At 67.3% G+C, this 26752-nt stretch carries 15 protein-coding genes; 2 read left to right on the forward strand and 13 right to left on the reverse strand.

What is annotated here, in order from left to right; genetic code table 11:
- Positions 1 to 14: 14 nt before the first annotated feature.
- From JOD97_RS13905 to JOD97_RS13935, 7 genes are all read right to left on the reverse strand, one after another.
- Entirely contained in the window at positions 15 to 3752 is a 3738-nt protein-coding gene (locus JOD97_RS13905) for an ATP-binding protein (protein WP_209718587.1), read from the reverse strand.
- Positions 3753 to 3857: 105 nt separating this feature from the next.
- The gene (locus JOD97_RS13910; protein WP_229264443.1) at positions 3858 to 6236 is read right to left on the reverse strand and encodes a beta-L-arabinofuranosidase domain-containing protein; all 2379 of its coding nucleotides are present in this window, start codon (positions 6234 to 6236) and stop codon (positions 3858 to 3860) included.
- Between the two features lie 212 nt (positions 6237 to 6448).
- Positions 6449 to 7792 carry a sigma-54 dependent transcriptional regulator gene (locus JOD97_RS13915; protein ID WP_209718590.1) on the reverse strand — a complete coding sequence of 448 codons (1344 nt, stop codon included), beginning with the start codon at positions 7790 to 7792 and terminating at the stop codon, positions 6449 to 6451.
- Positions 7785 to 9680 carry an ATP-binding protein gene (locus JOD97_RS13920; protein ID WP_209718593.1) on the reverse strand — a complete coding sequence of 632 codons (1896 nt, stop codon included), beginning with the start codon at positions 9678 to 9680 and terminating at the stop codon, positions 7785 to 7787. Before JOD97_RS13920 ends, JOD97_RS13915 begins: the two co-directional genes overlap by 8 nt.
- A gap of 55 nt (positions 9681 to 9735) precedes the next feature.
- Positions 9736 to 10731: a porin gene (locus JOD97_RS13925; RefSeq protein ID WP_209718596.1), complete on the reverse strand. Its 996-nt coding sequence runs from the start codon at positions 10729 to 10731 to the stop codon at positions 9736 to 9738.
- A gap of 63 nt (positions 10732 to 10794) precedes the next feature.
- Positions 10795 to 12084 (reverse strand): dicarboxylate/amino acid:cation symporter, encoded by a 1290-nt coding sequence (locus tag JOD97_RS13930; protein ID WP_209718599.1) that lies wholly within the window; start codon positions 12082 to 12084, stop codon positions 10795 to 10797.
- 213 nt (positions 12085 to 12297) lie between these two features.
- Positions 12298 to 15252, reverse strand: a complete 2955-nt coding sequence (locus JOD97_RS13935; protein ID WP_209718602.1) for a ligand-binding sensor domain-containing diguanylate cyclase — start codon at positions 15250 to 15252, stop codon at positions 12298 to 12300.
- 210 nt (positions 15253 to 15462) lie between these two features.
- On the opposite strand from JOD97_RS13935, the gene JOD97_RS13940 reads away from it, so the two are divergent.
- Entirely contained in the window at positions 15463 to 17007 is a 1545-nt protein-coding gene (locus JOD97_RS13940; protein WP_209718605.1) for a catalase, read from the forward strand.
- Positions 17008 to 17109: 102 nt separating this feature from the next.
- On the opposite strand, the gene JOD97_RS13945 is transcribed toward JOD97_RS13940, so the two are convergent.
- The 6 genes from JOD97_RS13945 to JOD97_RS13970 form a co-directional block, all read right to left on the reverse strand.
- Positions 17110 to 18417, reverse strand: a complete 1308-nt coding sequence (locus JOD97_RS13945) for a right-handed parallel beta-helix repeat-containing protein (protein ID WP_229264444.1) — start codon at positions 18415 to 18417, stop codon at positions 17110 to 17112.
- Positions 18418 to 18472: 55 nt separating this feature from the next.
- Complete coding sequence (locus tag JOD97_RS13950) at positions 18473 to 19222, reverse strand: DUF2334 domain-containing protein (protein ID WP_209718608.1); 750 nt, start codon at positions 19220 to 19222, stop codon at positions 18473 to 18475.
- The gene (locus tag JOD97_RS13955; RefSeq protein WP_209718613.1) at positions 19212 to 20342 is read right to left on the reverse strand and encodes a glycosyltransferase; all 1131 of its coding nucleotides are present in this window, start codon (positions 20340 to 20342) and stop codon (positions 19212 to 19214) included. Before JOD97_RS13955 ends, JOD97_RS13950 begins: the two co-directional genes overlap by 11 nt.
- Positions 20343 to 20571: 229 nt before the next feature.
- Positions 20572 to 21501, reverse strand: coding sequence for a sulfurtransferase (locus JOD97_RS13960; protein WP_209718616.1), 930 nt, complete (start codon positions 21499 to 21501; stop codon positions 20572 to 20574).
- Positions 21502 to 21621: 120 nt separating this feature from the next.
- Positions 21622 to 21891, reverse strand: coding sequence for a GlsB/YeaQ/YmgE family stress response membrane protein (locus tag JOD97_RS13965; protein ID WP_209718618.1), 270 nt, complete (start codon positions 21889 to 21891; stop codon positions 21622 to 21624).
- A gap of 151 nt (positions 21892 to 22042) precedes the next feature.
- Positions 22043 to 23803 (reverse strand): glycoside hydrolase family 2 protein, encoded by a 1761-nt coding sequence (locus JOD97_RS13970; protein ID WP_209718621.1) that lies wholly within the window; start codon positions 23801 to 23803, stop codon positions 22043 to 22045.
- A 302-nt stretch (positions 23804 to 24105) separates the two neighbouring features.
- On the opposite strand from JOD97_RS13970, the gene JOD97_RS13975 reads away from it, so the two are divergent.
- The gene (locus JOD97_RS13975; protein ID WP_209718624.1) at positions 24106 to 26733 is read left to right on the forward strand and encodes an NAD(P)-binding protein; all 2628 of its coding nucleotides are present in this window, start codon (positions 24106 to 24108) and stop codon (positions 26731 to 26733) included.
- Positions 26734 to 26752: the final 19 nt, after the last annotated feature.

A 26752-nucleotide genomic window follows, 5' to 3' on the forward strand; every position in this document is an offset into this window, starting at 1 on the left:
CGGCGCCCTGCGCGCTATTCGGCCGGCCCGCGCAGCAGCGCGTCCAGCGTCGCCAGGTCGACCGGTTTGGTCAGATGGCCGTCGAAGCCCGCTTCCGCCGCGCGGCGGCGGGCGGCGTCCTGGCCGTAGCCGGTGACGGCGATCAGCCGCAACGGCCGCTGGCCGGCCTGCTGGCGCAGACGCTGCGCCAGCTCGTAGCCATCCATGCCGGGCAGGCCGATATCGAGCAGGCAGACGTCCGGGCGCAGCGCCCCCTCGCGCTCGAGCGCCTGCGGGGCGCCGAACATCACGTGCACCGTGTGCCCCATCAACTCCAGCGCCTCGCCCACGGCCAGCGCCGCGTCCTCGTTGTCGTCGACCACCATCACCGTGCGCCCGGAACCGTTCGGCCGCGGCGCCGGAGCGTGGGCCGCCGGCGCCGGCGGCGACGCGCGCAGCGGCGCGAACACCTGATCCAGCGCCGGCATGCGGATCGTGAAGGTGCTGCCCAGGCCTTCGCCGTCGCTGCGCGCGCTGATGCTGCCGCCGTGTAGCGCCATCATGCTCTTGGCGATCGTCAGGCCCAATCCCAGGCCGCCGCGCGATCGGCTCAGCGCCTGCCGCTCCTGCACGAACAGGTCGAAGATCGACGCCAGCATGTCCGGGGCGATGCCGATGCCGTTGTCGCGCACGGCCACCACCGCGTGGCCGTTCTCGCGCCAGGCGCGCAGGCCCAGGCGGCCCTGCGGCTCGGTGTACTTGGCGGCGTTGGTCAGCAGGTTGGCCAGCACCTGCGCGCAGCGTCCGGGGTCGGCCATCACCGCCAGGCCGGACGACGGCACGTCAAGCTCGAGCACATGGCGCTTCTCCTCGATCAACGGGCTGGCCGTCTCGATCGCGCGCGCCACCACCTCGGCGATCTCCACCGACTGGCGCCGCAACTGGATCTTGCCCTCGGCCACGCGCGAGACGTCCAGCAGGTCGTCGACCAGCGCCACCAGGTGCCTGGTCTGGCGCTCGATGACCTCGCGTTCCTTGAGCGCGTGCTGGTCGCCGCGCAGGCGCATCAGCTGCAGCGCCGTGACGATGGGCGCCAGCGGATTGCGCAATTCGTGGCCGAGCATCGCAAGGAATTCATCCTTGGCGCGGTTGGCGGCGTCCGCCGCGCGCTTGGCGTTGGCCAGTTCGGTCACCTCGAAGGCGACGACGGCCACGCCATCGGTCCGGCCATCGTCGTCCAGCAAGGGCTGATAGACGAAATCGAAACAGCAGTCCGACATTTGCTCGTCATGGCCGCGCCGGAACCGCACCGGCACCGAGCGGCCGACGTAGGGCTGTCCGCTGGCCAGCACGCCGTCGAGCAGTTCGAAGATGCCCTGCCCCTCCAGTTCCGGGAAGGCCTGCCGCAGCGGCACACCGACCATCGCGCGCGGCCCCGACATCTCCTGGTAGCTGGCGTTGGCCTGTTCGAACACAAGCTCCGGGCCGCGCAGGATGGCGATCGCCACCGGCGCCTGGCTGAAGATGCTTTGCGTGCGCCGCGCCACGGCCACCTCCACCATCCGGTTTTGCCGGCGCAGGCGCAGCACCTCGATGCGCGCGGACAGCTCGCGGCTCGAGAACGGCTTGACCAGATAATCGTCGGCGCCGGCCCGCAAACCTTCGAGGCGTGCCTCCTCCCCGGCCCGCGCCGACAGCAGCATGACCGGGATGTCGCGCGTGGCCGGATCGTCGCGCAGCGCCGCCAGCAGGCCGAATCCGTCCAGCTCCGGCATCATCACGTCGGACAGGATGATGTCGGGCAGGCGGCGCCGCACCGCCGCCAGCGCCTCGCGGCCGTTGTCGCAGGTGTTGACCTCCCAATCGTCGCCCAGCAGCCGCCGCAGATATTCGCGCATGTCGGCGTTGTCGTCGGCGATCAGCAGGCGTCCATGGCGCACGCCCGGCCCGTGGCCGGCGTCGAACGGCGCCTCGGCCGGCTGTACCCAGCCTTCCGCCTCGGCCACGTACGACTGCACCGCCGTCGGCCGCCACGGCTCCAGCGCCTGCTCGCGCACGTGGGCGGGGTCCAGGTGCGCGCTGCCGAGCGGGATCTCGACGGCGAACACGGTGCCGCGTCCCGGCTCGCTGTCGACGCCGATCGCGCCGCCGTGCAGCGCCACCAGGTCGTGCACCAGCGCCAGCCCGATGCCCGAGCCCTCGTGCGTGCGCGAGCGCGCGCCCTCGACCCGGTGGAACCGTTCGAACAGAAGCGGCACCTGGTCGGCGGGAATGCCGGTGCCGCTGTCGGACACCGTCAGCCGCGCACGCGCGCCGTCCACGCGCAGGGCGATGGCGATCGTGCCTTCGAAGGTGAACTTGAAGGCGTTCGACAGCAGGTTGAGGACTATCCGCTCCCACAACCCGGGATCGACATACACGGGCGACGGCAGCGGCGGACAATCGACCACCAGGCGCATGCCGGCGCCCTCGATGGCCGAACGGAAGCTGCTGGCCAGATCTGCGGTCAGCGCCGCCAGGTCGGTGGGCGCGAAGCTGGCCTGCGCGCGGCCGGCCTGCACGCGCGAGAACTCCAGCAGCGTGTTGACCAGCTTTTGCAGCCGCAGGCCGTTGCGGCGCATCAGCTCCACGCGCGTGCGCTGCCGCGCCGGCAAGGGCTCGGCGGCGTCGCGCAACGCGTCCTCCATCGGCCCCAGCAACAAGGTCAGCGGCGTGCGGAATTCGTGGCTGACATTGCTGAAGAACTGCGTCTTGGCGCGATCGAGCTCGGTCAGCATCTCGGCGTGCATACGCTCCTCCTCGGCGGCGCGGGCCTGCCGGATCGCGTTGCCGGTCTGGATCGCGACCAGCTCCAGGAAGCGCCGGTAATCGGCGTCGAGGCGGCGCGCGGCGCTCACGCCCAGCACCAGCGCGCCGGCGCCGTGCTGGCCGCCGGCCCCGGCCAGCGGCAACACCAGGGCCTCGCGGATCGGCTGGTTGGCCAGGCCGGCCGGCAGGCAGGACGCCGGCGCCCGCGCCAGGCCCACCACGCGGGTCGCCGAATCGGCGATGACCTGGTCGACCGGGAACAGCTCGCGCGGGATGTCGGCGTGCGTGGCCTGCGCCAGCGTGGCCCCGCCCCCGCCGCCATCCCGGGCCAGGTACAGCTGCGCGAACGGCAGGTCGTCCGGATTGGCGGCGATACTCGCCATCGCCGCCGCGCAGGCGCCCTGCACGGTTTTCTCCTGCAGCGTGCGGGTGCTCATGTCGGACAGGGTGCGCAGGCGGCGCGCGTTCAGGTGCTTGGCGGTGACGTCCAGGTTGGGACAGAACAGCCCCGCCACATTGCCCGATTCGTCGCGCACGGGGCTATACGAAAAGGAGTAGAAGGTCTCCTCCAGAAAATCGCCACGGCTCATGAACAGGCGCACGTCGTCGGCCAGGGTGGCCTCGCCGTGGGCGAACACGCGGTCGGCCAGCGGGCCGCAGATATCCCAGATCTCGGCCCACACCTCGGCCGCCGGACGTCCCAGCGCCCACGGGTGCTTGGCCATGCTCAGCACCCCGATATAGGCGTCGTTGTACAGGAAGGTGGCCTGCTCGCCCCAGCCCACCCACATCGGCTGGCGGGAACTGAGCATCAGGCTGACGACGGTCTTCAGGCTTTGCGGCCAGTCCTCGATCGCCCCCAGCGGCGTGGCCGCCCAGTCAAAAGCCAGAATCTGTGCACCCAAGTCCCCCGGCGCGGTGAGAAAGCGCGGAGCCGGCACCTGGGGCAATGCCGGTGGGTTCATGAAAGCCTCATTTAATTACATAAAAACAATATTACGAGCGTATCATTTTTAATGTAATCACGGAGTCTGATTGAAACCGCGCCGGCGGCGGCCCCGATCGCGCCCTCAGCGCTGCACGTATAGCCGGGCGCCGAACACCGGGCCGGCCGTGTGGCCCGGTTCCGGATCGAAGCGCACCACGATGCTGCTCTTGCCGCTGGTGAGGCGTTCCGGCAGCACGTAATCGCGATCGATAAACTCGCCCGGATGGTCGCCATCCAGCTTGACGCGCGCCACCCGCTCGCCGTCGATACTGATGTGGAAATCGCGGTTGCGCTCCTCGCCCCAGTAGCTGGCCTGCAGCACCAGCTGTCCCGGACCGCACTTCATGCGGAAGCTGAAGTAGCCGCCGGTGCGGGCGTCGCGGCCCATGCGGCCGCGGTAGGACACCGGATTGGAGATGTCCGATTGCAGGTCGTGGTCGCGCTCCGGCTGCATCTCGCCCAGGTGCATGACGTCGATCGAACGGGCGGCCAGGTCCTTCAGGCGCGCCTCCTCCTTCCGGAACGCCACTTCGGAGGCAGCCCATTCCTGCTCGTTGTAGGCATTGAAATACACCGCCGCGCGCCGCTCGTACTGCGAGAAGAACGGTGTGAACTTCATGTCTCCGGGACGCCCGCTGCCGACCGTGCGGTACACCGCCTTCACCTTGTCGGCCTCCTTGAACGACGCCAGAATGTTGGACCCGACCAGCGCCGGCGCCAGGCCGTCGAATGGTTTGTCGGCCGCGCCCAGGTCGGCGGCCAGCACCATCGGCCCGCGCAGCAGCGCCACCACCTTGTCGTTGCCGGCGGCCGATTCCAGCCGCGGCTCCAGCGGCAGGGTCAGACGCACGGTGTCGCCCGCGCGCCAGCGGCGCCGCACCAGAAGATAGCCCTTGTCACGGCTGGCCGCGTGCGGCTTGCCGTTGACCAGCAGGGCATGGCCGGAGGCCCACCCGGGCACGCGCAAGGCCAGCGTGTAGTAACGCTGGCCGGCCAGCCGCTTGACCTTGATGTCGATATCGCCCTCGAACGGATAGCGCGTCGTCATCTCCAGCGTGGCCGCCGCCTGGCGCCACTTCACCAGCGACGGGATGTACAGGTTGACGAACAGCGTATCGCCGTTCTCCCAATAGATCGAGTCGCCGTGCTTGGCGTGGCTCTCCATGCCGGACAACACGCAGCACCAGAAATCGTTCTCCTCGCTGGAATACTCGCGCGCCACGCCGGACATCAGCGGCGTCATATAGGTGAACATGCCGGTGCGCGGATTCTGGTGCGCCATGATGTGGTTCAGGTGCGTGCGCTCGTAGTAGTCGAAGTAGGCGGCGTCCGGCGACCAGCTGTACAGATGGCGCGTCATCTTCAGCATGTTGTAGCTGCAGCAGGCTTCGCAGGTCTGCTCGGTGATGTGGGCGGCGATGGTGTCGGGGCCCGAAAAATATTCGCGGTCGCCGTTGCCGCCGATGACGTAGGTATGGTGGTCCGTCACCGTCTTCCAGAAGAATTTGACGGTGTCGGCGTCGCTCTGGCGGCCCTTCAGTTCATACAGGCGCGCCAGGCCGATCAGCTTGGGGATCTGGGTGTTGGAGTGCAGGTTGGCCAGTTCGTCGCGGCCCTCGGCCAGCGGCGTCAGCGCCTTGTTGTGGTACAGCCGGCGCGCCACCGCCAGCCAGCGCTCGTCGTTGGTGCGCGCGTACAGTTCGGCGAAGCTCTCGTTGATGCCGCCATGTTCGCAGGCCAGCACCTGCTGCAGCTGCTCGTCGTTCAAGGCGTCGAAGACCTTGGCGATATAGCCGGCCAATCCCGTCGCCACCCGCAGCGCCTGGGCGTTGCCGGCGTGGGTCTGGGCGTCGAACAGGCCGGCGAACACCTTGTGCCAGTTATACAGCGGCACCCAGCAGCCATTCAGGTCGAAGCCGGCCGAGCGGATCTCGCCGCGCATGATCTCGGGGAAGATCTCCTTGCCGTCGACGACCTTGCCGTCTTTGCGCTTGCGCATGAAGCCACCGACATAGCCGTCGCCCTGCGCCTGCTGCACGCGCGCCAGTTCGGCGACGATGTAGTCGATGCGCGGCTTAAGCGCCGGCAGCCCGCTTTGCGCGTGCATCAGCGACAGCGCGGACAGGTAGTGGCCCAGGCCCTCGCCGGCGATGGTGTCCGACTCCCAGCCGCCGTAGATCGCCCCCTTGACCGGCAGGCCGGCGAACAGGTGGTAGTTGTGCAGGAAGCGGTCGGCGCTGAGGCGCAGCAGGTAGGACTGGTTGGCTTGCAGCGCGTCGGCGTAGAAGGATGGCAGCAGGCGCACGTCCGACATCGGGACAGCCGTCGCCGAGGATGGCGTCTGAGAGGCGGCGGTGGCGGGGGCGGTGTTGGCCTTGGCGCTCCAGCCGGATATCAGCCCCAGACTGGCGGCGCCTTGCAGGATCAATCGACGGTGATGTGACGGAGGCGAGGCGCGCATAGGTACCCTGTGTAGATAATCGTATCCGATAATGTACGCCGGGCGGCGCCGTCCGTCTTGCACCGGCCGATCACAAAAAATGACGAAATCGGCATAGCCACCCTAGAGGCACCCAGGAGGCACGTAGGGCGGATTAGGCGGAACGCCGTAATCCGCCACTGCATGCGCCGCCGCGACGCACGCAATGGCGGATTACGCTGCGCTAATCCGCCCTACTTGTAAACGTCCGAGGTCAGCCCGTACTTCTGCATTTTATAGTACAGCGTCTGCTTGGGCACCGCCAGCGCCACGCTGACCTCGCTGACGCTGCCGCCGGCCTTGCGCAGCTCCTGCTCGATGACCGCGCGCTCGAAGCAGCCCACCTGCTCTGCCAGCGGCAGCGGCGCCAGGCTGCGCGCCGACAGCAAGCCATCGGAGCCGCTCGACAATCCCAGCACAAAGCGCTCGGCGATGTTGCGCAGTTCGCGCACGTTGCCCGGCCAGTCGTGCGCCATCAGCGACTGCATCAACGGCCCCGGAACCGGCGGCGCCGCGCGCTTGTAGCGCGCCGCCGCGCCAAGCAGGAAATGCTCGAACAGCAGCGGAATGTCCTCGCGCCGCTCGCGCAGCGGCGGCAGATTGAGCACGATCAGGTTCAGGCGATAGTATAAATCGCTGCGGAATTTCTGCTGGTCCGACAGCTCCTTCAAGTCGTCCTTGGCGGCGGCGATCACGCGCACGTCCACCGGCACCTGGCTGTTGGAGCCGAGCCGCTCGACATACCGCTCCTGCAGCACGCGCAGCATCTTCACCTGCAGCGACATCGGCAGGCTCTCGATCTCGTCGAGGAACAGCGAGCCGCCGTCGGCGTGTTCGATTTTGCCGACCTGCCGCTTGGCGGCGCCGGTGAAGGCGCCCGGCTCGTGGCCGAACACTTCGCTCTCGAAGATATTCTCCGGAATGGCGCCGCAATTGAGCGCGACGAAATGACGCTTGTGGCGGCGGCTGTACTGGTGCAGGCAGCGCGCCACCATCTCCTTGCCGGTGCCGGTCTCGCCGTAGATCAGCACATCGGCCGGTTCATCGGCCAGGTCGAGGATCAAACGGCGCAGGTCGCGCATCGGCGCCGAATCGCCCAGCAAAGTGGCCTCGATGCCGACGCCATGCTCGATCCGGTGGCGCAGCGCCGCCACTTCCAGGGTCAGGCGGCGCGTTTCCAGCGCGCGCTGCACCACCTCGGACAGTTGCTCCGACGAATACGGCTTGGCGATGAAATCGTAGGCGCCGTCGCGCATGGCGTTGACCGCCATCGTGATATCGCCATGGCCGGTCACCAAGACCACCGGCAGCTGGGCGTCGATGGCCTTCACCGCCGCCATCAGATCGAGCCCGCTCATGCCGGGCAAACGCACGTCGGTCACCAGCACGCCGGCGAAGCCCGGGGTGATCTTCGCCAACGCCTGTTCGGCCGCGTGGAACGCCTCGACCTGGAACCCGGCCAGGTCGAGCGCCTGCACGCTGCCCGCGCGCACGGTGGCGTCGTCCTCGACCAACAGCACTTTCATCGCTTCATACATCTATAGTCTCCTGCTCCGCAAGCGGCAATTCAATGATAAATTTGGCTCCGCCACTGACGCCGCCGCCGGCGCCGGCCTCCACCCGCAGCACGCCGCCGAACTCGCGCACGATCTGCTCGGAGATGGCCAGCCCCAGTCCCAGGCCCTGCCCTTGCGGCTTGGTGGTGAAAAATGGTTCGAACAAATGGGCGCGGATGTCTTCCGGGATGCCCGGACCGCTGTCGGCCACGCCGATCATCACGCGGTCGTCGGTGCGTTCGACGGCCACCGTCAGCTCGCGCGTCTCGCTGCCGGCCATGGCGTCGAGCGCGTTGGTGAACAGATTGACCAGCACCTGCTCCAGGCGGTTGCTGTCGCACAACGCATGCACGTCCTGGCCGCGCATGGACATGCGGAAGTTGACGCGTTCGCGCTCGACCCGCCGCTCGACCAGGAACAGCGCGGCGGTGATCGCCGCCGCCACCGGCACCGCGCGCGGGCTGGCGTCGGCCTTGCGCGCGAACTGGCGCAACTGGCCTGTGATCAATCCCATGCGCGCGACCAGCTGCGAGATCGTCGCCAGGTTGGTCTTGGCCTCGTCCAGCCGATCGCGCTCGATCAACACCCTGGCGTTGTCGGCCATCGTGCGCAGCGCCGTCAGCGGCTGGTTCAGTTCATGCGTGATCCCGGCCGACATCTGGCCCAGCACCGCCATCTTGGCCGCCTGAACCAGCTCGCTCTGCGCCTGGCGCAGCTTTTGTTCGGCCTTGCGGCGCACGATATTCTCTTCGCTCAGGTTGTGTGTCATCTGCTGCAGGCTGGAGGTGCGCTCGGCCACCATGGTCTCCAGGTTGTCGTAGGCGCGCTGCAGATCCTCGCGCGCGCGCAGCCGCTGCCGGCCAAGGCGGCGGCGCTGGCGCGTGTACAGCACCAGCATCACCAGCAGCGCCTGCGCCAGGCAGGCGAACAAAAACACATTGCGCGCGCTGGCCCGGGCCGGGGCCAGATCGGACAGGTAGACAAAGCGCCATTTGCGCGGCGCCAGCGAGCGTGACTGGCTAAGCATGGTCAAGCGCGGCCCCGCATCGGACACCGTGACGATACCGGCGCCGCCGTCGGTGCGGCCCGTCTCGCGCATGCCCAGTGGCGTGAGCGCGTGCGAAAAATACTGGCGCGACGCCTCCAGCTCGCGCCGCACCTCCGGCTCCAGCGGCGCCAGGGTACGGTACTTCCATTCCGGCACGGAGGTCAGGAACACCACGCCGTGGGCGTCGGTCAGCAGCACCTTGTCGGCGCCCTGTACCCAGCCCTTTTCCAGCTTCTCGATATTGACTTTGACGGTGGCCACGCCCAGCATGCGGCCGTTGTGATAGATCCCGTGCGCGAAAAAGTAGCCCGGCTCGCCGCGCGTGGTGCCCACGCCGTAGAAGCCGCCCGGCTCCCGGCGCAGCGCGTCGCGCACGTAGGGGCGGAACGAGACGTCGTCGCCGACGAAGCTATCGGGCTCGCGCCAGTTGCTCGCCGCCTGCGTCACGCCCTGCAGGTTGACGATATAGATGGTGGTGGATTTGGAGAGGCGGTTGACCTTCTCCAGGTATTCGTTGACTTCCCCGCGCAGGGCGTCGTCGCCCGGCTTTTGCAGCAGCGCGATGACGTCCTTGTTCAATTCCAGGGTACCGGGCAGGAAGTCGTATTTGGCCAGCAGGTTCTCCAGGCTCAGGGCATAGCCATCGAGCCGCTGCGCCCCGGACAGGCGCAGCCGCTCGATGGCGGCGTTCTCGGCCCAGCGCCAGGCGAAAGCGGCCACCGCCAGGCAGGCGACCAGCAGCAGCACCCACAGCGTGAGTCGCCGCCATAGCCGCCGGCCTGGCCGCGATGGTGGAACCGCCTGCGATGGTGCTGCCGCCATAATCCCCTCTGAATTTACCTCAACCCGCGATCATACCCCGTTCGAGCCCCGGCTATTAAAACACATGCCGCACACCGAGGTTGAATCCGGTGGTGCCGGTGCCGGTGTCGGTGGCCGTGCCGACGCGGAAAGCGGCGCCGTTGCGGTTGTTGATATGGCCATACGCCGTGTACACGTCGGTGCGGCGCGACAGCGGGTACAGATAGCCGACCGCGCCCTGGCGCGCGTCCTGGCGCAGCGCCGAGTCGTCGTTGTGATCGATGTACGACACCAGCAGTTTACCAACCGGCAGCGACACGGTGAACCCCAGCAGCGTATCCTTGCTTTCGTTCTCCAGCAAGTCCTTGTTGCGGGCATGGGCCACGTGGGCGGTGACCATCTCGCCGAAGCGGTAGCGCGCCGTCAGCATGGTGTTGCGGCTTTTGGCGGTGGCCAGCGCATTGTCGCGCTGCTGGTGCGCCAGCACCAGCGTCAGCGGACCGTTTTCATAGGTGCCGCTGGCGGCGATGCTGCGGTTCTTGCTGGCGTCGCCCGCCACTTCGCCGTAGCCGTACAACACGTCGGCCGAGAAGCCGGACACCTGCGGCGTGATGTACTCCACCGAGTTGTCGACCCGCGAATTGTTGGCGAAGATGTTTTGCGAGTTACCCGCCAGGCCGGTCTGGAACGGGTCGGCCACGTTGTTCAACGCCTTGTAGAACGGCGAGTACTGGCGGCCGATGCTGAACGAGCCGGCCCGGGTGGTCAGACACAGGTAGGCCTGGCGGCCGAACAGCAGCCCGCCCTGCGCGGCCGTTCCGCTATCGAGGTTGTTGCCGTTTTCCAGACCGAAGGCCAGCACCATGCCGCCGCCCAGGTCTTCCTTGCCCTTGATGCCGAGGCGCGAGCCGGACGCGATGCCGCTGCCGATCTTGCTGGTCTGGCCGGCGGCGGCGCCGCGTTCGACCAGCAGGCCGGCGTCGGCGATCCCGTAGATGGTGACCGACGATTGCGCCAGCGCGGTGGACGACAACAAACCAAGCGCCAAGGCGCCGATGACTTTCTTTTGCATCTTATACATCTCCTGAGTTTACTTTTGTGGTCTTACTTTTGTGGTCCTGCTTTTTTACTTACCTCACGCGGCGCGGATGTTGGCCACGCCTTCCGCCGCGGACTCCGCCAGCGGCGCCTGCTCTTCATCGAGCGCGCCTTCCCACTTGGCGACGACCGCCGTGGCCACGGCGTTGCCGACGGCGTTGGTGGCGGAACGGCCCATGTCGAGGAACTGGTCGATGCCCATCAACAGCAGCAGGCCCGCCTCCGGGATGTGGAATTGATTGAGCGTGGCGGCGATCACCACCAGCGACGCGCGCGGCACGCCGGCGATGCCCTTGGAGGTCACCATCAACAGCAGCAGCATGGTGATCTGGGTGCCCCACGACAGGTCGATGCCATAGGCCTGCGTGATGAACAGCACGGCGAAGGTGCAGTACATCATCGAGCCATCGAGGTTGAACGAATACCCCATCGGCATGACGAAGCTGGAGATCTTGCGCTGCACGCCGAATTGGTCCAGTGCCACCAGCAGTTTCGGATAGGCCGCCTCCGAGCTGGCGGTGGAAAACGCCAGCAGGAACGGTTCGCGAATCAGCGCGATCAGGCGGAACACACGTTTGCCGATGAAGGCGAAGCCGCCCAGGATCAGCAAGCTCCACAGGCAGAACAGGCCCAGATAGAAGCCGCCCATGAACTTGGCGAAGGTCGCCAGGATGCCCAGGCCGTTGGTGGTGACCACCGACGCCATCGCCGCGAACACGGCCAGCGGCGCCAGCTTCATGATGCTGCCGGTGATGCGCAGCATGACCTGCGCCAGCTGGTCGACGCCGGCGGTCAGCTTGGCCGCCGACTGCCCCAGCGCGCCCAGCGCGCCGCCGAAGAAGATCGCGAACACCAGCACCTGCAGGATCTCGTTGTTGGCCATCGCCTCCACCGGCGACTTGGGCACCATGTGGCTGACGAATTCCTTGAGCGTGAAGGCCGAGGTTTTCAGGCCGGTGGTGGCGTCGGCCGGCGGCAGCGGCAGCCCCAGATGGGTCCCCAGCTGCATCAGGTTCGACAACACCATGCCCAAGGTCAGCGACACCAGCGAGGCGATCACGAACCAGGCCATGGCCTTCATGCCGATGCGGCCGGCGGCCTTGCCGTCGCCCAGGTGCGCGATACCGACGGCCAGCGTCGAGAACACCAGCAGCGAAATGATCATCTTGATCAGCCGCAGGAACACGTCCGTGATGATCGAGATATGGCCGGCGACGTCGGCGGCGGCCTTTTTATCGGGGAACGCCTCGTGGCACGCGTAGCCGACGGCTACACCCAGCACCATGGCGATCAGGATGTACAGCGTTAGTGGGCGCTTTTTTTTCACTTTTATCATCTCCGTATCAAGCCCCCGGCGGCGCCGCGGGGTACGGGTAGATAGCAATGGCTATGCCAGCCGGTCGCCAAGCAAAATGGCCGTCCAAGCCATTGATTTTAATGATAATTCTTTATGGAAATTGTCGTTGCGCGGCGCTGCCGGCATGGAAAGCTGGACCGCCCGCCGGCCGCCCGTATGAAAAGTTGGACGCCGCCCGCCGGCTCACGATTCGCGCTCGGCGTACTCGATGCGGTTCCTGCCGTTTTCCTTGGCGCGGTACAGCGCGCGGTCGGCCTGCTTGAGCAGCGACTCCGGCGTGCAGCCCTCCTGCGGCCCGGCCACCACGCCGAAGCTGCAGGAGACGTCGATGACGACGCCCTCCTCCACCACCACCGGCCCGGCGCAGATTTCCCGGTGCAGGTCGCGGATGCGCTGCTCGCCGCCGCCGGCGTAGAGGCCGGGCAGCAGCAGGATGAACTCCTCGCCGCCGTAGCGTCCCACCACGTCGGAGCCGCGCAGGCGGTCCGACAGGCGCCGCACGAACTCCTTGAGCACGGCGTCGCCGGCCAGGTGGCCGTGCGTGTCGTTGATGCGCTTGAAGTGGTCCAGGTCCAGCAGCACCACCATGAAGCTGCCGCCGGCGCGCGTGGTGGTGGCGATTTGCTGGCCGATCATCTCCATGATCGCGACCCGGTTCCAGGCCTTGGTCAGGCCGTCCTTGAGCGAGCGCATACGATGCTCCTCGCGCGAGGCCTCCAGCTCCAAGGTCCGCTCGCGCACCAGCTGCTCCATCTCGGCGCTGCGGCGCAGGATGCCGCGCAGGCGCCAGCGGTACAGCAGCCAGGCCAGGGTCAGCGCCAGCAGCGCGCAACAGGAATAAAACCAGCCGCTTTGCCACCATGGCGGCATGATCGTCAGCGGCAGCTCGATCGGCCCGGCCGCCGCCTGCAGCACGGTGTTCTCGGCGGCCACCTGCAGCACGTAACGCCCCGGCGCCAGCGCCGGATAGCGCAGCGTCGCGGTGTCGGTGACCGTCCACGCGCTTTCCAGTCCCTTGAGCCGGTAGCGGAAGCGCAGCGCCTCGTGGTTCCGGAACGACAGCACCGCCAGCCGCACCTCGAGCGCCCCGCCGCTCCAGGCGATCATCTGCGCCTGGCGCACGCCCAGCGCGTGGCCGTCGTAGTCCACCGACTCGATCCGCAGCGCCAGCTCCCTGGGCGCGAACAGGTCCTGCGGATGCACGATATGCGAGGCGCCGCTGCTGGTGCCGATCCACATCGAGCCGTCGGCATCCTCGAAGATCGCGTACTGGTTGCTGTCGTTCCAAACCAGGCCGCTCTGCTGATTGAGCACGCGCCAGGCCTTGCCGCTCCAGACGGCCACGCCGGCGTCGCTGCCGATCCACAGCCAGTGGCGCCGGTCGACATGCATCGACATCACCGCGCGGCCGGCCATCGGCGTCGGCGCCAGCGGCAGCCGCGCCAGCGGCAGCGCGTCGGCGCCGGCGTCGGCCGGCCCGTACCAGATGGAGTCGTGGTCGACGTCGGACAGCCACACCGTGCCGGCGTCGCAACTGAGCATATTGATCGGCGCCGGCACCTTCGGCAGCGACCAGCGGCCACCGGCTAGTCGCAGCAGCCGCTCGCCGGCGGCAAACCACAGCGTGCCGTCGCCGGTCTGGCAGACCGCGCTCACGCCGTTGTTCTCCCGCTCCTTGCCCAGCAAAGGCCGCAGTTCCCCGAGCAGCCGCGGCGTCGACGAGCGCTGCGGATCGTCGATCACATACAGGTCGCGATTGGTGGCGATCCACAAGCGTCCGGTGGTGTCGGCGAACAGCCGCAAAATCAACGGCAGCGAGGCCACGTGGACGCTGCGGCCGGTGCGGGCGTCCTGGCGCACCAGCGCACCGGAAAACGTGCCGCTCCACAGATTGCCGGCGCGGTCCCTGGCCATCGTGCCCAGTTGATGATCGGCGCCCTGGTAGCCGCCCGGCGCCTTGCTGAAGCGCGCCTCGCCGGGCCGCTGGATCGCCATGCCGCGCCCGGTGCCCAGGTACAGCGTGCCGTCGCCGGCGCGGTGGAACGACCAGATATCGTCGCTGGGCAGCCCTTGCGCGGTGGTCCAGTTGGCGATGCCCCGGTAGCCCTGCCATTGCGCCAGGCCGCGCCCAGCGAGCCCCAGCCACAAGTCGCCGTCGCGGTCGACGAGCATGGCGGAGATGCCGCCATCGGCCTTGAGCCCCTCGCTGGCGCCATATTCGCGCCACCCGCCCGCCACGCCGCGCAGCAGGCCGTTGTCGTTGTTCGACACGATGGTGCCGTCGCTGTCCTGGGCCATCGGAAAATACTGCCTGACCGTGGCCTGCGCCACGCCCGGCGGCGTATGGGCTTGCGCGCGTTCGGCGCCCGGCGCCAGCGACAGCATGTAATCCTGGCTGCGCAGCCACATCGTGCCGTCGCCGGCGGCGAAGATGGCGCGCCACATCGCCGCCGGCACGCCCTGTTGCGGGCCGTAGCGGGTCAGGCCGCCGGCGCCGTAACGGCACACCTGCTGCCCACACCCCATCCAGAGGTCGCCGTCCGGACCGGCCGCGATGCTGCCGATCTGCGCCAACTCCGGGTGCGCGCGGCGTTGCGCCTCGCTGAAATAATATCGGGATTGCCACGTGCCGGGGGCGGCGCCGGGCCGCACCTCCAGCAAGTCGCGCTTGCCCACCACCAGCATGACATCGCCGCCATTGCGGGCGAAGCGCTGGCCGGGCCACAGGACCATACTCGCGCCGTCCGGCGCCGCGACCGGGGTGCAGCCGTCGCGCCGCCACTGGCACACGCCGGCGTCGGTGCCTATCCACACCCGCCCGGCGGCGTCGGTCGCCAACGCGGTGATGAACGGCGCCGGCAAACCATCGCGCTTGCCATAGCGCTTGAAGCGCGCGCCGTCGAAACGGAATAAACCGTTTTCGGTCCCGACCCACAGATAACCTTCGCCGTCCTGGACGATCGAGGTGACCGCCTGGTTGGCCAGGCTGTCGGCCTGGCCGAACTGGCGCAGCGACATCTGCTCGGCCGCGGCGGACGCGCACAGGCAGCCGACAGCCAGCCACGCCAGCACCACGGCCGGCCACGCGCGCGCTTTGGACCACCATGAAAAAATCACCGCGCCCTGCGAATACGGCATTACCTACTCCGTTGCTGGTCTGGAACATCGCAAGCATGCCACCGCCGGGGGGATACGTCCAGCGCGCCGGATGCGGAAAAAAAACCACTAATCACTACCGGAGCCGGACCAACACAAAAAGCTATCGATTTCATATAAATAATTGATTTTGACAATAGTGACTCAACCGTTAAGGTTAACTTTCACATCATCATCAAAAGGGAGATCCCAATGAAATCGACTCAGCTCGTCCGCCGCCTGGCCGCACTGGCCATGACGGCGGTGGCCGGCATCGGCGCCGCCGCCGCCCAGAACAGCACCATCATGACGCGCGACAACGGCGCGCCCATCGGCGACAACCAGAATTCGCAGACGGCCGGCCCCAACGGCCCGGTGCTGCTGCAGGACGTCCAACTGATCCAGAAACTGCAGCGCTTCGACCGCGAGCGCCAGCCCGAGCGCGTGGTGCACGCGCGCGGCACCGGCGCCCACGGCGTCTTCGTCGCCAGCAAGGACATCTCCGACCTGACGCGCGCGGCGGTGTTCAAGCCGGGCGAGGAAACGCCGGTGTTCGTGCGCTTCTCCAGCGTCATCCATGGCAACCACTCGCCGGAAACGCTGCGCGACCCGCGCGGCTTCGCCACCAAGTTTTACAGCAAGGAAGGCAACTGGGACCTGGTCGGCAACAACCTGCCGATCTTCTTCATCCGCGACGCCATCAAGTTCCCGGACATGGTGCACTCGCTCAAACCGTCGCCGGACACCAACGTGCAGGATCCGAACCGGTTCTTCGACTTCTTCTCGCACCAGCCGGAATCGACCCACATGCTGACGCGCGTGTACTCGGACCAGGGCACGCCGGCCAGCTACCGCGAAATGGACGGCAACAGCGTGCACGCGTATAAATTCGTCAACGCCAAGGGCCAGGTCAACTACGTCAAGTTCCACTGGAAATCGCTGCAGGGCGAAAAAACGCTGACGGCCAGGGAAGCGTCGGACATCCAGGGGCGCGACTTCAACCACATGACGGGCGATCTGATCGCCGCCATCAAGGAGGGCCGCTTCCCCAAATGGGATTTGTACGTGCAGGTGCTGTCGCCGGAACAACTGGCCAAGCTCGATTTCAACGGCCTTGACGCGACCAAGATCTGGCCAACCAGCGTGCCGGAGGTGAAAGTGGGCACGATGACCTTGAACCGCAACCCGGACAACGTCTTCCTCGAGACCGAGCAATCGGCGATGGCGCCGTCGAACCTGGTGCCGGGCATCGAAGCGTCGGAGGACCGCATGCTGCAGGGACGCCTGTTCTCGTACGCCGACACGCAACTGCACCGCCTGGGCGCCAACGGCCTGCAACTGCCGATCAACCGTCCACGCACTGCCGCCGCCAACTACAACCAGGATGGCGCGGCCAACAGCGGCGCGCGCAAAGGCGAGGTGAATTACCAGCCGAGCGAGCACGCGCCGCTGACCGACAGCGCCGAGTACAAGTCCAGCCAACTGGCGCTGAGCGGGACCACGCAGCAGGCGCGCATCGCCAAGACGCGCAATTTTACGCAGGCGGGAGATTTCTATCGTTCGCTGACGGCGCAGCAGCAGGCCAATTTGGTGAGCAACCTGGCCGGCGACCTGGGACAGGTCAAGGATGATGGCGTCAAGTACGCGATGCTGTCCTATTTCCAGAAGGCCGACGCCAATTACGGCCGCGCGATCGCGCTGGCGGTGAAAGCCGATCCGGCCAAGGTGCAGCAGTTGGCGGCCAAGCTGGTTGATTAATCAGGAGGTGGATTGATCCGTCGGGCGTCGCCGGCGGATCATGCAATGGCGGATTACGGCGTTCCGCCTAATCCGCCCTACGTGGAACCGAGGGCGCGCCCGTTATTGCGCCGACTCGAACGCTCCAAGATCCGGCGCCGAACCCTTGAACGGCAGGCCGACGTCCACCCCCTTGCCGATCAAATCGCTGGTCGCGCTCAAATGATAACTGCGCAGCGCCGGCAAACTACCATCGGCCTGACGCGGCGCGTCCCAGCCGCTGGCCGACACATCCTCGAAATCCCCATCGCTGATCTGCACCGACGCCGTCCACGAATTGAACGCCATATCCAGCCCCGCCGTATTGGCCGTCGCCGTTCCCTTGTACGCCAGATTGTTACGCAAATTACCCAAATTCACCGCCGATCCGTCCGGCGCGATCCCCAGCATGCTGTAATTCACCCCATTGCTGAACGCCGTATTGTTAAAGAAATCGAGCGCCAGCGGATGGTGGTTAGCATAGAAACCCGCCGCCTTGTTACCAAAAGCCACCGAGAAACGCACCGTGTGCTTGACGCCGTTGGAGACATACACGCCGCCATAGCCCCCGGCCTTGATGCCGTTGCCGTTGCCTGCCGCCAGCGGCGTGGTGGTCCCCGGCAGATAGCCATGCTGCCACGCCCACGAATTCTCGATCGTCACCGGCGAATACGCGTTGATCAGGTCGAAGCCGTCGTCGCTGTTCATCCACGCGCGGCAGCCCCGGAAGACATTGCCCGGCTGGTTGGCCTTGATGTGCGCGCCGAAGCCATCGGCGCTCTGCCCCGCGCCGTTCGACGTGTACGGATCGTAGTTGTGGTGCGAGTCGCTGTTGAGCACCAGGTTGTTGTTGCCGTTCTGGATGAACAGCCCCGGCCCCATGTTGTGGTGCAGGTTGAGCAGCTCGAAGATATTGTGACTACCACTATTCCACACGCCCCACGACTCGTGGTTCAAAGTGTTGCCGGGCTGCTGAGGCGCGCCGGTCACCTCCAGCCCCTTCAGGTGCACCCAGCTGGCCGTGACGTTGAAGCCCTTGACCCGGCAATCGTCCTTCATTTGAGAGAAATCGAACACCGGCGTCTCGCCCGGAAACGCCCAGTAACGGATCGGCTGGCCGGAGACGCCGCTCTTGTCGAGCGTGATGGCGTTGACGATGGCCGTGCGGCTGGCGCACACCTCGACCCCGGCCGTGTAGACGTATTTGCCGCCGCGGAAATAGACGGTATCGCCCGACTGGGCCACGGTCTGCGCGTGCGCGATCGAGGCCCAAGGCGCCGACTGCGTGCCGGCCGCGTTGTCGCTGCCACCGGGGGCGACGTAATAGTTGGTGGCGAACGCCGGCGCGGCGGCGATCGAGAGGAGCAGAAGCGCGCTGAGAGGTGTTTTCATCACTCCTATTGTAGAGAGCGCCACGCCGTTATGACCACACCCGATGGAAAAATCATCAAACTGATCGGCTCAGCCGGGCGAACGCCGACTTGGTCATCGGCGCCCGCGACGCCAGCAGCGCCGCCAGCAAATGCTGCGCGTGCCGCAGCAGTTCGGGATGGGCGGCGTCGGCCGGATGCAGGCTCAGGCGTACCAGCCCGGCCGCGCCCATGCACGCCGCCTGCGTCGCCGCCAGCCGGGGCGACCAGCGCCGTCCGCCACGGTTGCGCGCCGTGTACACCAGGCTCGGGGACCAGATGCGCCGCCATGGCGACAGCAGGTGGAAATGCGTCCACGTGGTGGTGTACGAGAACGGCGCCTGGCGCAGCGCCAGCCAGGCGCCGTCGCCCAACAGCCAGGCCGGCGGCACGAAACCGTCGACCGGCCAGCCGCGCCGCCCGAACCACTCCAGCCCCAGCGCCAGCAGCAGCCGGCTTTGCGCCGCGCTCAGCGCGGAAAACTCGCCTTCGTTGCGGGTGTAGACGCCGCGCAGCCAGCGTTGCCGCACGCCCGACGCCGGCGGCCCGTGGTCCAGATGCCGGTAACCGTGCAGCGCCAGCTCGTGGCCGTCCGCCATCAGCGCCGCGAGCGCGGCCTCGTAGCCGGCGTCGAGACCAGCGCTGCCGTGATAGCACGGCACCACCAGCAGCGTCACGGGAATGTCGGCCACCTCGCGCACCGCTTGCAGCAGGCGCAGGCAGTGCGGCCACGTGGCCGGCGCCACGTCGTGGATCGAGACGCACAGCGCCTTGCGTTCATTCGGCAAGGCAGCCCTCCGGGTCCGGTTGGGCGCGCCGGCGCGACGCCAGCAACCCGGCGTAGCGCTCCATCAGCTGCGGCATGATGCGGTTCCAGTCGAAATGCGCGCACGCCTTGTCGCGCGCGTTGGCGCCCAGCCGCGCCATATCGGCGCGGAACAGCGCCGCCACGCCGTCGCCCAGGCTGGCCGCGCTGTCCGGTTCGGCCACCAGGCCGGTGCCGGGGTCGATCAACTCGGCCACGCCGCCGCCCGTGCCCAGCACCGGCAGCCCGCAAGCCATCGCCTCCAGCGCGATCAGGCCGAAGGTTTCGCCGTCGCCGGGATGGGTCAGCAGATCGCAGCTGGCCAGCAGGCGCGCCAGCCGGGCCGGGTCGCGCTCGAACGGCAGTATCGTGCTGTTGGGCGAGGCCGGCAGCGCGGCGCCGCCGCCGATCAGCAGCAAATGGTAGGGACGGCCGAGGCGTCGCACCGCTTCGATCAGCACGCCGAGTTTTTTCTGCGGCGTGAAGCGGCCCGCATAGACCAGCAGCCTGGTGTTGGCGGGCAGGCCCAGGCGCGCGCGCAGCCCGGCGTCGCGCCGCGCCGGATGGAACACGGTGGTGTCCACGCCCAGCGGCTGGTGTACGGCGCCCGCCACGCCCAGCTGGCCCAGCCGATGCACCATCAGCCGGCTGGGCGCCAGCACCAGGTCGAACTGGCCGTAGACATGACGCAGGTATTTGCCGGTGAGCGCCGCCGCGCGCGGGCCGAAGCGCTGGCCGACCAGCGCGTGCAGATCCGAGTGGTAAAAGCCGATCAGCGGCACCTGCAGCCGGCGCCGCGCATGCAGCGCGGCCAGCGCGCAGGGGCCGGCGTCGCCGACTTCGAGCACGTCGGGCCGGCAACGCTGGAGGATGCGGGCCGGCGCGCGTAGCGAACACGGCAGACGGTAGCCGTTGATGCCGGGCAGCGCGATGCCCGGCAGCGGGATGACCGACGGCGCGCGGCCATTGTCGAGCACGCTGGAACTGAGTATCGTGTGGCGCACTCGGCTGTTGCGAGCCAGCCAGTCCGCCTTGGCATTGAGATAGCTGCTGATGCCGCCGCCCTCGGCGGCGTAGTACATGGTGATGTCTAGAACATGCATGATGGGGCTTCGGATGAAAAGGCCCCCACGTTAGCATCGCGACTTGGCCCGCGTTTGATCCGGCTCAATCGAACAAAGATGCAAGGCGCTCGGCGGCGGCAACCGGCCGCACCCACAAAGACCACGGAAACACGGAAAACCACGGAAACACGTAGGGCGGATTAGCGCAGCGTAATCCGCCATGCGTGCGCCGCCGGCGGCTCAACGATGGCGGATTACGGCGTGCCGCCTAATCCGCCCTACGTGTTTCCAATAGTGCGCGACAGCCGCCGCTCCACTCGAGCCAGCCGCCGTCATAGACGCTGATATGCGGCCAGTCCATCAACCACGCATAAAAGAACGCCATCGATGCGCGCCAGCCGGTGCCGCAATAAAATCCCAGCCGCATGCCCTGCGTGATGCCCTGCTCGCGCCATTGCTCCACGATTCCGGCGGCCGGCTTCATGCGTCCGTCGGCAAGGTGGTAGGCGCTCATGCTGTTGACGTCGCCATCGACGCCCGCCCTGCCCCAGCGCGCGCCGGGAATGTCGCCGCGCGCGGCGATGTAGCTGTAACCCGACACCTTGCCGAGGAATTCTGCCTCGCTGCGGATGCTGACCAGCGCGCCATCGGGCCTGGTCAACAAGGCGCGCGCCTGGCCGGTGCCGATCAGGTATGCGGGATGGGCCGGGAACGCGATGGCGAAGCCGGCCACCGCGCGTTCCGGCCTGCGTCCGCACGGTCCGCCCGCGCACGGGTGGCCGCCCGCCTGCCACAGCGCGAAGCCGCCGTCGAGCAGGCGCACGTCGGCCACGCCGGCGTACAACAGCAGGTGCGCCAGCCGCGCGGCGGCCAGGTTGTTGCGGCCGTAGAGGATGACGGTGGTGTCGTGCCGCACGCCGTGCGACAGCAGCAGGCTCGATAAAACGTCGTCGTCGACCTTGTTCCACAGCGGACCGGATTCGAATTCACCGGTGTCGAGATACGAGGCGCCGGGGATGTGGGAGCGTTCGAACAGCGCCGCGCCGCCGCAGCCGACTTCGAACAGGCGCCAGCCGGCCGCCGGCGGCGCCGCCACCGCTTTGCCGGCCGTCAGCGCCGCCAGCCAGGCGGGCGCGACCAGTTGGCGCCAGCGCGCCAGGTCCGCGCGAAAGTGCGCGGCGACCTTGTTTTCATGCATATCCAGAATGTCCAAACCTGCCGTTTTGGCGATCAGGCCGGTATTTTACGCATGTTTGCGCCGCGCAAAAAAAACACCGCCTCGCGGGCGGTGTTTCGATGGAGCGATAAGTTGACGGCGTTAGCGCGCTCGTCCCCGGAAGACCAGGTTGGCGATCGCCAGCAGCACCACCGCGCCGAGGAACGATACCCCCAGCGAACCGAGACTGAAGTCGCCGTCGTTGATGGTGCCCGTGCCCAGCAACGGGGCGATCACCAGTCCGCCGAGGAACGCGCCGATGATGCCAACGACGACATTCAAGAAGATACCCTGCTGGGCATCCGTATTCATGACTTTGCTGGCAATCCAGCCCAACAGTCCGCCAACGATAATCCATCCGATAAAGTTCATTTTCTTCTCCCTGGCTGTGTAGTTGACCCCACGCCGCGCGGATCACATCGCGACCTCTGCATTCTACGGCCGGCGCAGTCAGCCGTTGTCAGCCCAATGCTGCTGATGACGTAGGACTACAGCGCATCGTGCTCGGCAAACCACCCGGCCCTCACTCGGGAACGTTGCGCGTGGCCGCGCTGATCTGCGCCAGCGGCACCTTGGGGCTGCGGTCGGCGTTGAGCAGGCCGTTGGTCTCCTGGAAAGTATCGGCGAACTGGGTGTAGCAAAAACCGCTGAACATGATCGTCTCGTTGACCACCTTGAGCAGCGCCCGGTAGCGCGCCAGATAGGTGTCGGCGTCGCCGACGCGCGAATAGCCCCAGGTGTGGTGGGCCGGCGCGTTCGGATCGAAGGCGATGCCGCCGAACTCGGTGAGCACGATCGGTTGTCCCCGGTGCGGAAAGCCGTCCAAGGTCAGGATGCGCCCGCCCGGGCGGCGCTGGTCGAACAAGGTGCGCACCGGGTCGGTGACGGCGTAGCGCTGCTGCACCTTCTCCGGGTCGGCGTCGTAGTCGTGGATGCCGAGGATGTCGGTGGCCGAGGCCTCCCAGCCGTCGTTGCCGATCACCGGCCGGGTGGCGTCGAGCATGCGCGTCATGTGGTACAGCGCCTCGACGGCGTTGCGGTGCGCCTGGGTCGAGGTCAGGTTCGGCACGCCCCACGATTCGTTGAACGGCACCCACACGATCACGCACGGGTGGCTGTAATCGCGCTCGATCGCCTCGGTCCACTCCTTGATCAGCCGCGTCATCGCGCGCGGGCTGAAGGCGTAGGCCGACGGCATCTCCTCCCACACCAGCAGGCCCAGACGGTCGGCCCAGTACAGGTAGCGCGGGTCCTCGATCTTCTGGTGCTTGCGCACGCCGTTGAAGCCCATTTCCTTGGCCAGCTCGACGTCGCGCCGCAGCGCCTCGTCCGACGGCGCCGTCATCAGGGTGTCGGGCCAGTAGCCCTGGTCGAGCACCAGCCGCAGCGGATACGGCCGGCCGTTGAGCATGAAGCGGTCGCGGTTGATCGCCACCGAACGCAGCGCCGTGTACGAGCGCACCGTGTCGAGCACCTCGTCGCCGCAATACAAGGTCAGCTCGGCGTCGAGCAGGGTCGGCCGCTCGGGGCTCCACAGCAGGTCGTTGCGCGAGTCGTCGATGCCGGGGTCCGACAGCACGATCTTGCGGTTGGCGGCGCGCCCCACCAGCAGGTAGCGGTCGGCCGCCAGCAGCACGCCGTTGTGCAGCAGCCGCACCGACACCGCCAGGTTGTCGCGGATGTCGCCGCCGGCGAGCACCTCGCAGCCCATCTCGAAGCCGTCGAACACCGGCGTCCAGCGCAGCGAGCCGATGTAGGTGGCCGGCAGCGTCTCGAGCCACACCGTCTGCCAGATGCCGGTGGTGCGCGGATACCAGATCGAATGCGGCTCGAGCTGCCAGTCCTGCTTGCCGCGCGGCTTGGCCAGGTCGCCAGGGTCGTCCTCGACATGCACGATGATAGTCTGGGCGCGGCCCTCGGCCAGCGCGTCGGTGATGTCGGCGTGGAACGGCGTGTGCCCGCCCTCGTGCTCGGCCACCAGCACGCCGTTGACCCACACGCGCGCATGATAGTCGACCGCGCCGAAGTGCAGCATGGTGCGCGCGCCGCGCGCCGCCAGCTCGAACGTGCGGCGGTACCAGCAGGCCATGTGGAACGATTCGTCGCCGATGCCGCTGGCCTTCGCCTCGGGCGCGAACGGCACCACGATGCGCGCGCTCCAGTCGATCGGATCGCCCGGGTGGCTAAAGCGCTGCTCGTGGTCGAAGGCGAACTCCCACTCGCCGTTCAGGGACTGCCACGCGTCGCGTACCAGTTGGGGTCTCGGATATTCGAATTGACTCATACGCATCCCTCGCGGTCGGTGCCGCGTCGATGTGCACGGCGAAAATTAATGCTAGCAATGTTCGATCCGTAACGCATTTCAATTCCGCTGAGAAAAGCCGATGCGGCGCGGAAAATGCGACAAAGTGCGGCTGATTTACAACTGGTTTTCCTAGCGGAATTGAAAAGAAAAAATGGCCGTTCATTGCTACGATGGATCGGCACACCAGGCTGCGCGGCGCGCGCCCTGACGGCACCGGCGACGGCGACAAGCGACCTCGTCGTCTAACAATTCACGACCCGCAAGGGCACTGGGAGAACATCATGAAAACCATCATCGTCTTTTGTCATCTGCGCTGGGACTTCGTCTATCAGCGCCCGCAACAACTGCTGTCGCGGCTGGCAAAACACTACAAAATCGCCTTTGTCGAGGAGCCGGTTTTCCATGATGGCGACAGCTTCCTGCAGAGCTCGACGCCGGCGCCCAACGTCACCGTTTACCGGCCGCACACGCCGGTGCACGCGCCCGGTTTCCACGACGACCAGATCCCGCTGCTACAACCGCTGCTTGCCGGGCTCTTCCGTGAGGACGACGCCCCCGTGGTCTGGTTCTACACGCCGATGGCGCTGCCGCTGCTGCCGGCGGCACACGCCGGCCTGGTCGTCTACGATTGCATGGACGAACTGTCGGCCTTCAAGAACCCGCCCAAGCAGCTGCTGCAGCGCGAGACGGCGCTGCTCAAGATCGCCGACCTCGTCTTCACAGGCGGCCCCAGCCTGTACGAGGCCAAGCGCGGGCGCCACCACAACGCCCACTGCTTCCCCAGCAGCGTCGACGCGGCGCACTTCCGGCGCGCGCTCGACCGTAGCGACGGGCATCCGCTGCACGCCGGCATCCCGGCTCCACGGCTGGGCTACTACGGCGTCATCGACGAGCGCTTCGACACCGGCCTGATCGCCGCGCTGGCCGACGCCCATCCGGAGTGGCAAGTGGTGCTGGTCGGGCCGGTCGTCAAGATCGACCCGGCGGCGCTGCCGCAACGCCCCAACATCCACTACCTGGGCCAGCAGTCGTACCAGGACCTGCCGCAATTCCTGGCCGGCTGGGACGTGTGCCTGCTGCCGTTCGCGCTCAACGAGGCGACCCGCTACATCAGCCCGACCAAGGTGCTCGAATACATGGCGGCCGAGCTGCCGTCCGTCAGCACCGCCATCAAGGATGTCGAGGATCCGTACAGCGACATCGTCTGGGTCGCCCACGGCCACGAGGAATTCATCGGCGCCTGCGAGGCCGCGCTGGCGATGACGCCGGTGCTGCGCGCGGCGCTGGCCGAAAAGATGCGCGCCGTGGTCGACAACACCTCGTGGGAGGCCACCGCCGCCGACATGCGCGCGCTGCTGGCGAACACGCGGCCATCGCGCATGGGCGCCAAGCTCAACCAGCAGGACGGCGCCGGCGTGGCCGCCTCGGCCGGGGCGGCGGCCGGCAGCGCCGTCGTCAACCCGATGCGGCAAGCGTCGGCCACGCAGCGCGCCGGCTGCCTGATCATCGGCGCCGGGCCGACCGGCCTGTCGGCCGCCTACCACCTGGGCGCCGACACCGTGCTGCTGGAACGCCACGCCAGCGTCGGCGGCTGGTGCCGCTCGATCCAGGACCAGGGCTTCACCTTCGACTACGCCGGCCACATCATGTTCTCGAACGACCCGTATGTGCTCAAACTGTACGATATCTTGCTCGGTGACAACCAGCACTGGCAGATGCGCGAGGCCTGGGTCTACAGCAAGCAGGTGTTCACCCGCTATCCGTTCCAGGGCGCGCTGTACGGCCTGCCGCCGGCCGTCATCAAGGAATGCATCGTCGGCGCCATCGAATCGCGCTACGGCCTGACCGACGGCGCGCCAGGCTGCGCGACGGCCGGGGTCGAGGATTGCTGCGCCGACGGCACCGCCGATGTCGCCAACAGCAGCGCCAGCGCGCTGTCGAGCGCGGCCCAGGGCGAGGACTTCGAACACTTCATCTACCGCGTGTGGGGCGCCGGCATCGCCCGCCACTTCGCCATCCCGTACAACAAGAAGCTGTGGACCGTGCCGCTGAGCGAGATGGAAACCTCGTGGCTGGGCGGACGGGTGCCGCTGCCGGACCTGAACCAGATCATCGAAGGCGCGCTCGAACCGGTCGCCAAGCCGATGGGGCCCAACGCGCGCTTCGGCTACCCCAAGCGCGGCGGCTTCCAGGCGCTGGTGTCGGGCTTCGTGCCGCACATCCGTGGCAAGATCGAACTGAACGCCGACGCCGTCAGCATCCTGCCCGACGAGCACACGGTGGTACTGGCCGACGGCCGCCGCCTGCAGTACGAGCAGTTGATCTCGACGATGCCGCTGCCGGAGCTGGTGCGCCTGATCGGCAACGCCGCGCCGCCCGAGGTCAAGCAGGCCGCCGCCGGGCTGCGCCACATCTCTATCCGCTGCGTCAACATCGGCATCGCCCGCGAGGACGTCACCGACAAGCACTGGATCTACTACCCGGAGGACAGCATCTTCCACCGCATCTTCGTGCAGGGCAACGCCAGCCCGGAATGCAACGCCCCCGGCGGCTTCGGCTTCACCTGCGAGATTTCGTACTCGCCATGGAAGCCGCTGCCGCTGGACGGCCAGGCCCTGATCGACCGCTGCATCGACGATTGCATCAAGGTCGGCATGATGCGCGAGGACGACCGCGTGCTCACCGCCAACCAGGTCGACATGCCGTACGCCTACGTGGTGTACGACCATGCGCGCGCCGCCAACGTGGCGACGGTGCGGGCCTGGATGGAACAGCACGACATCGTGCTGGCGGGACGCTACAGCGAATGGGAGTACTACAACTCCGACCACGCCTTCCTGGCCGGTAAGAAGGCGGCGGAGCGGGTCGAGGCCAATCGCGGCGCCGGCGCCAAGACCGCCGGGTCGTGATACATGGCCGCCGGGTCCT

The organism is Duganella sp. 1411 (genome assembly GCF_017833525.1).
In the GTDB taxonomy this organism is placed as follows: domain Bacteria; phylum Pseudomonadota; class Gammaproteobacteria; order Burkholderiales; family Burkholderiaceae_D; genus Rugamonas.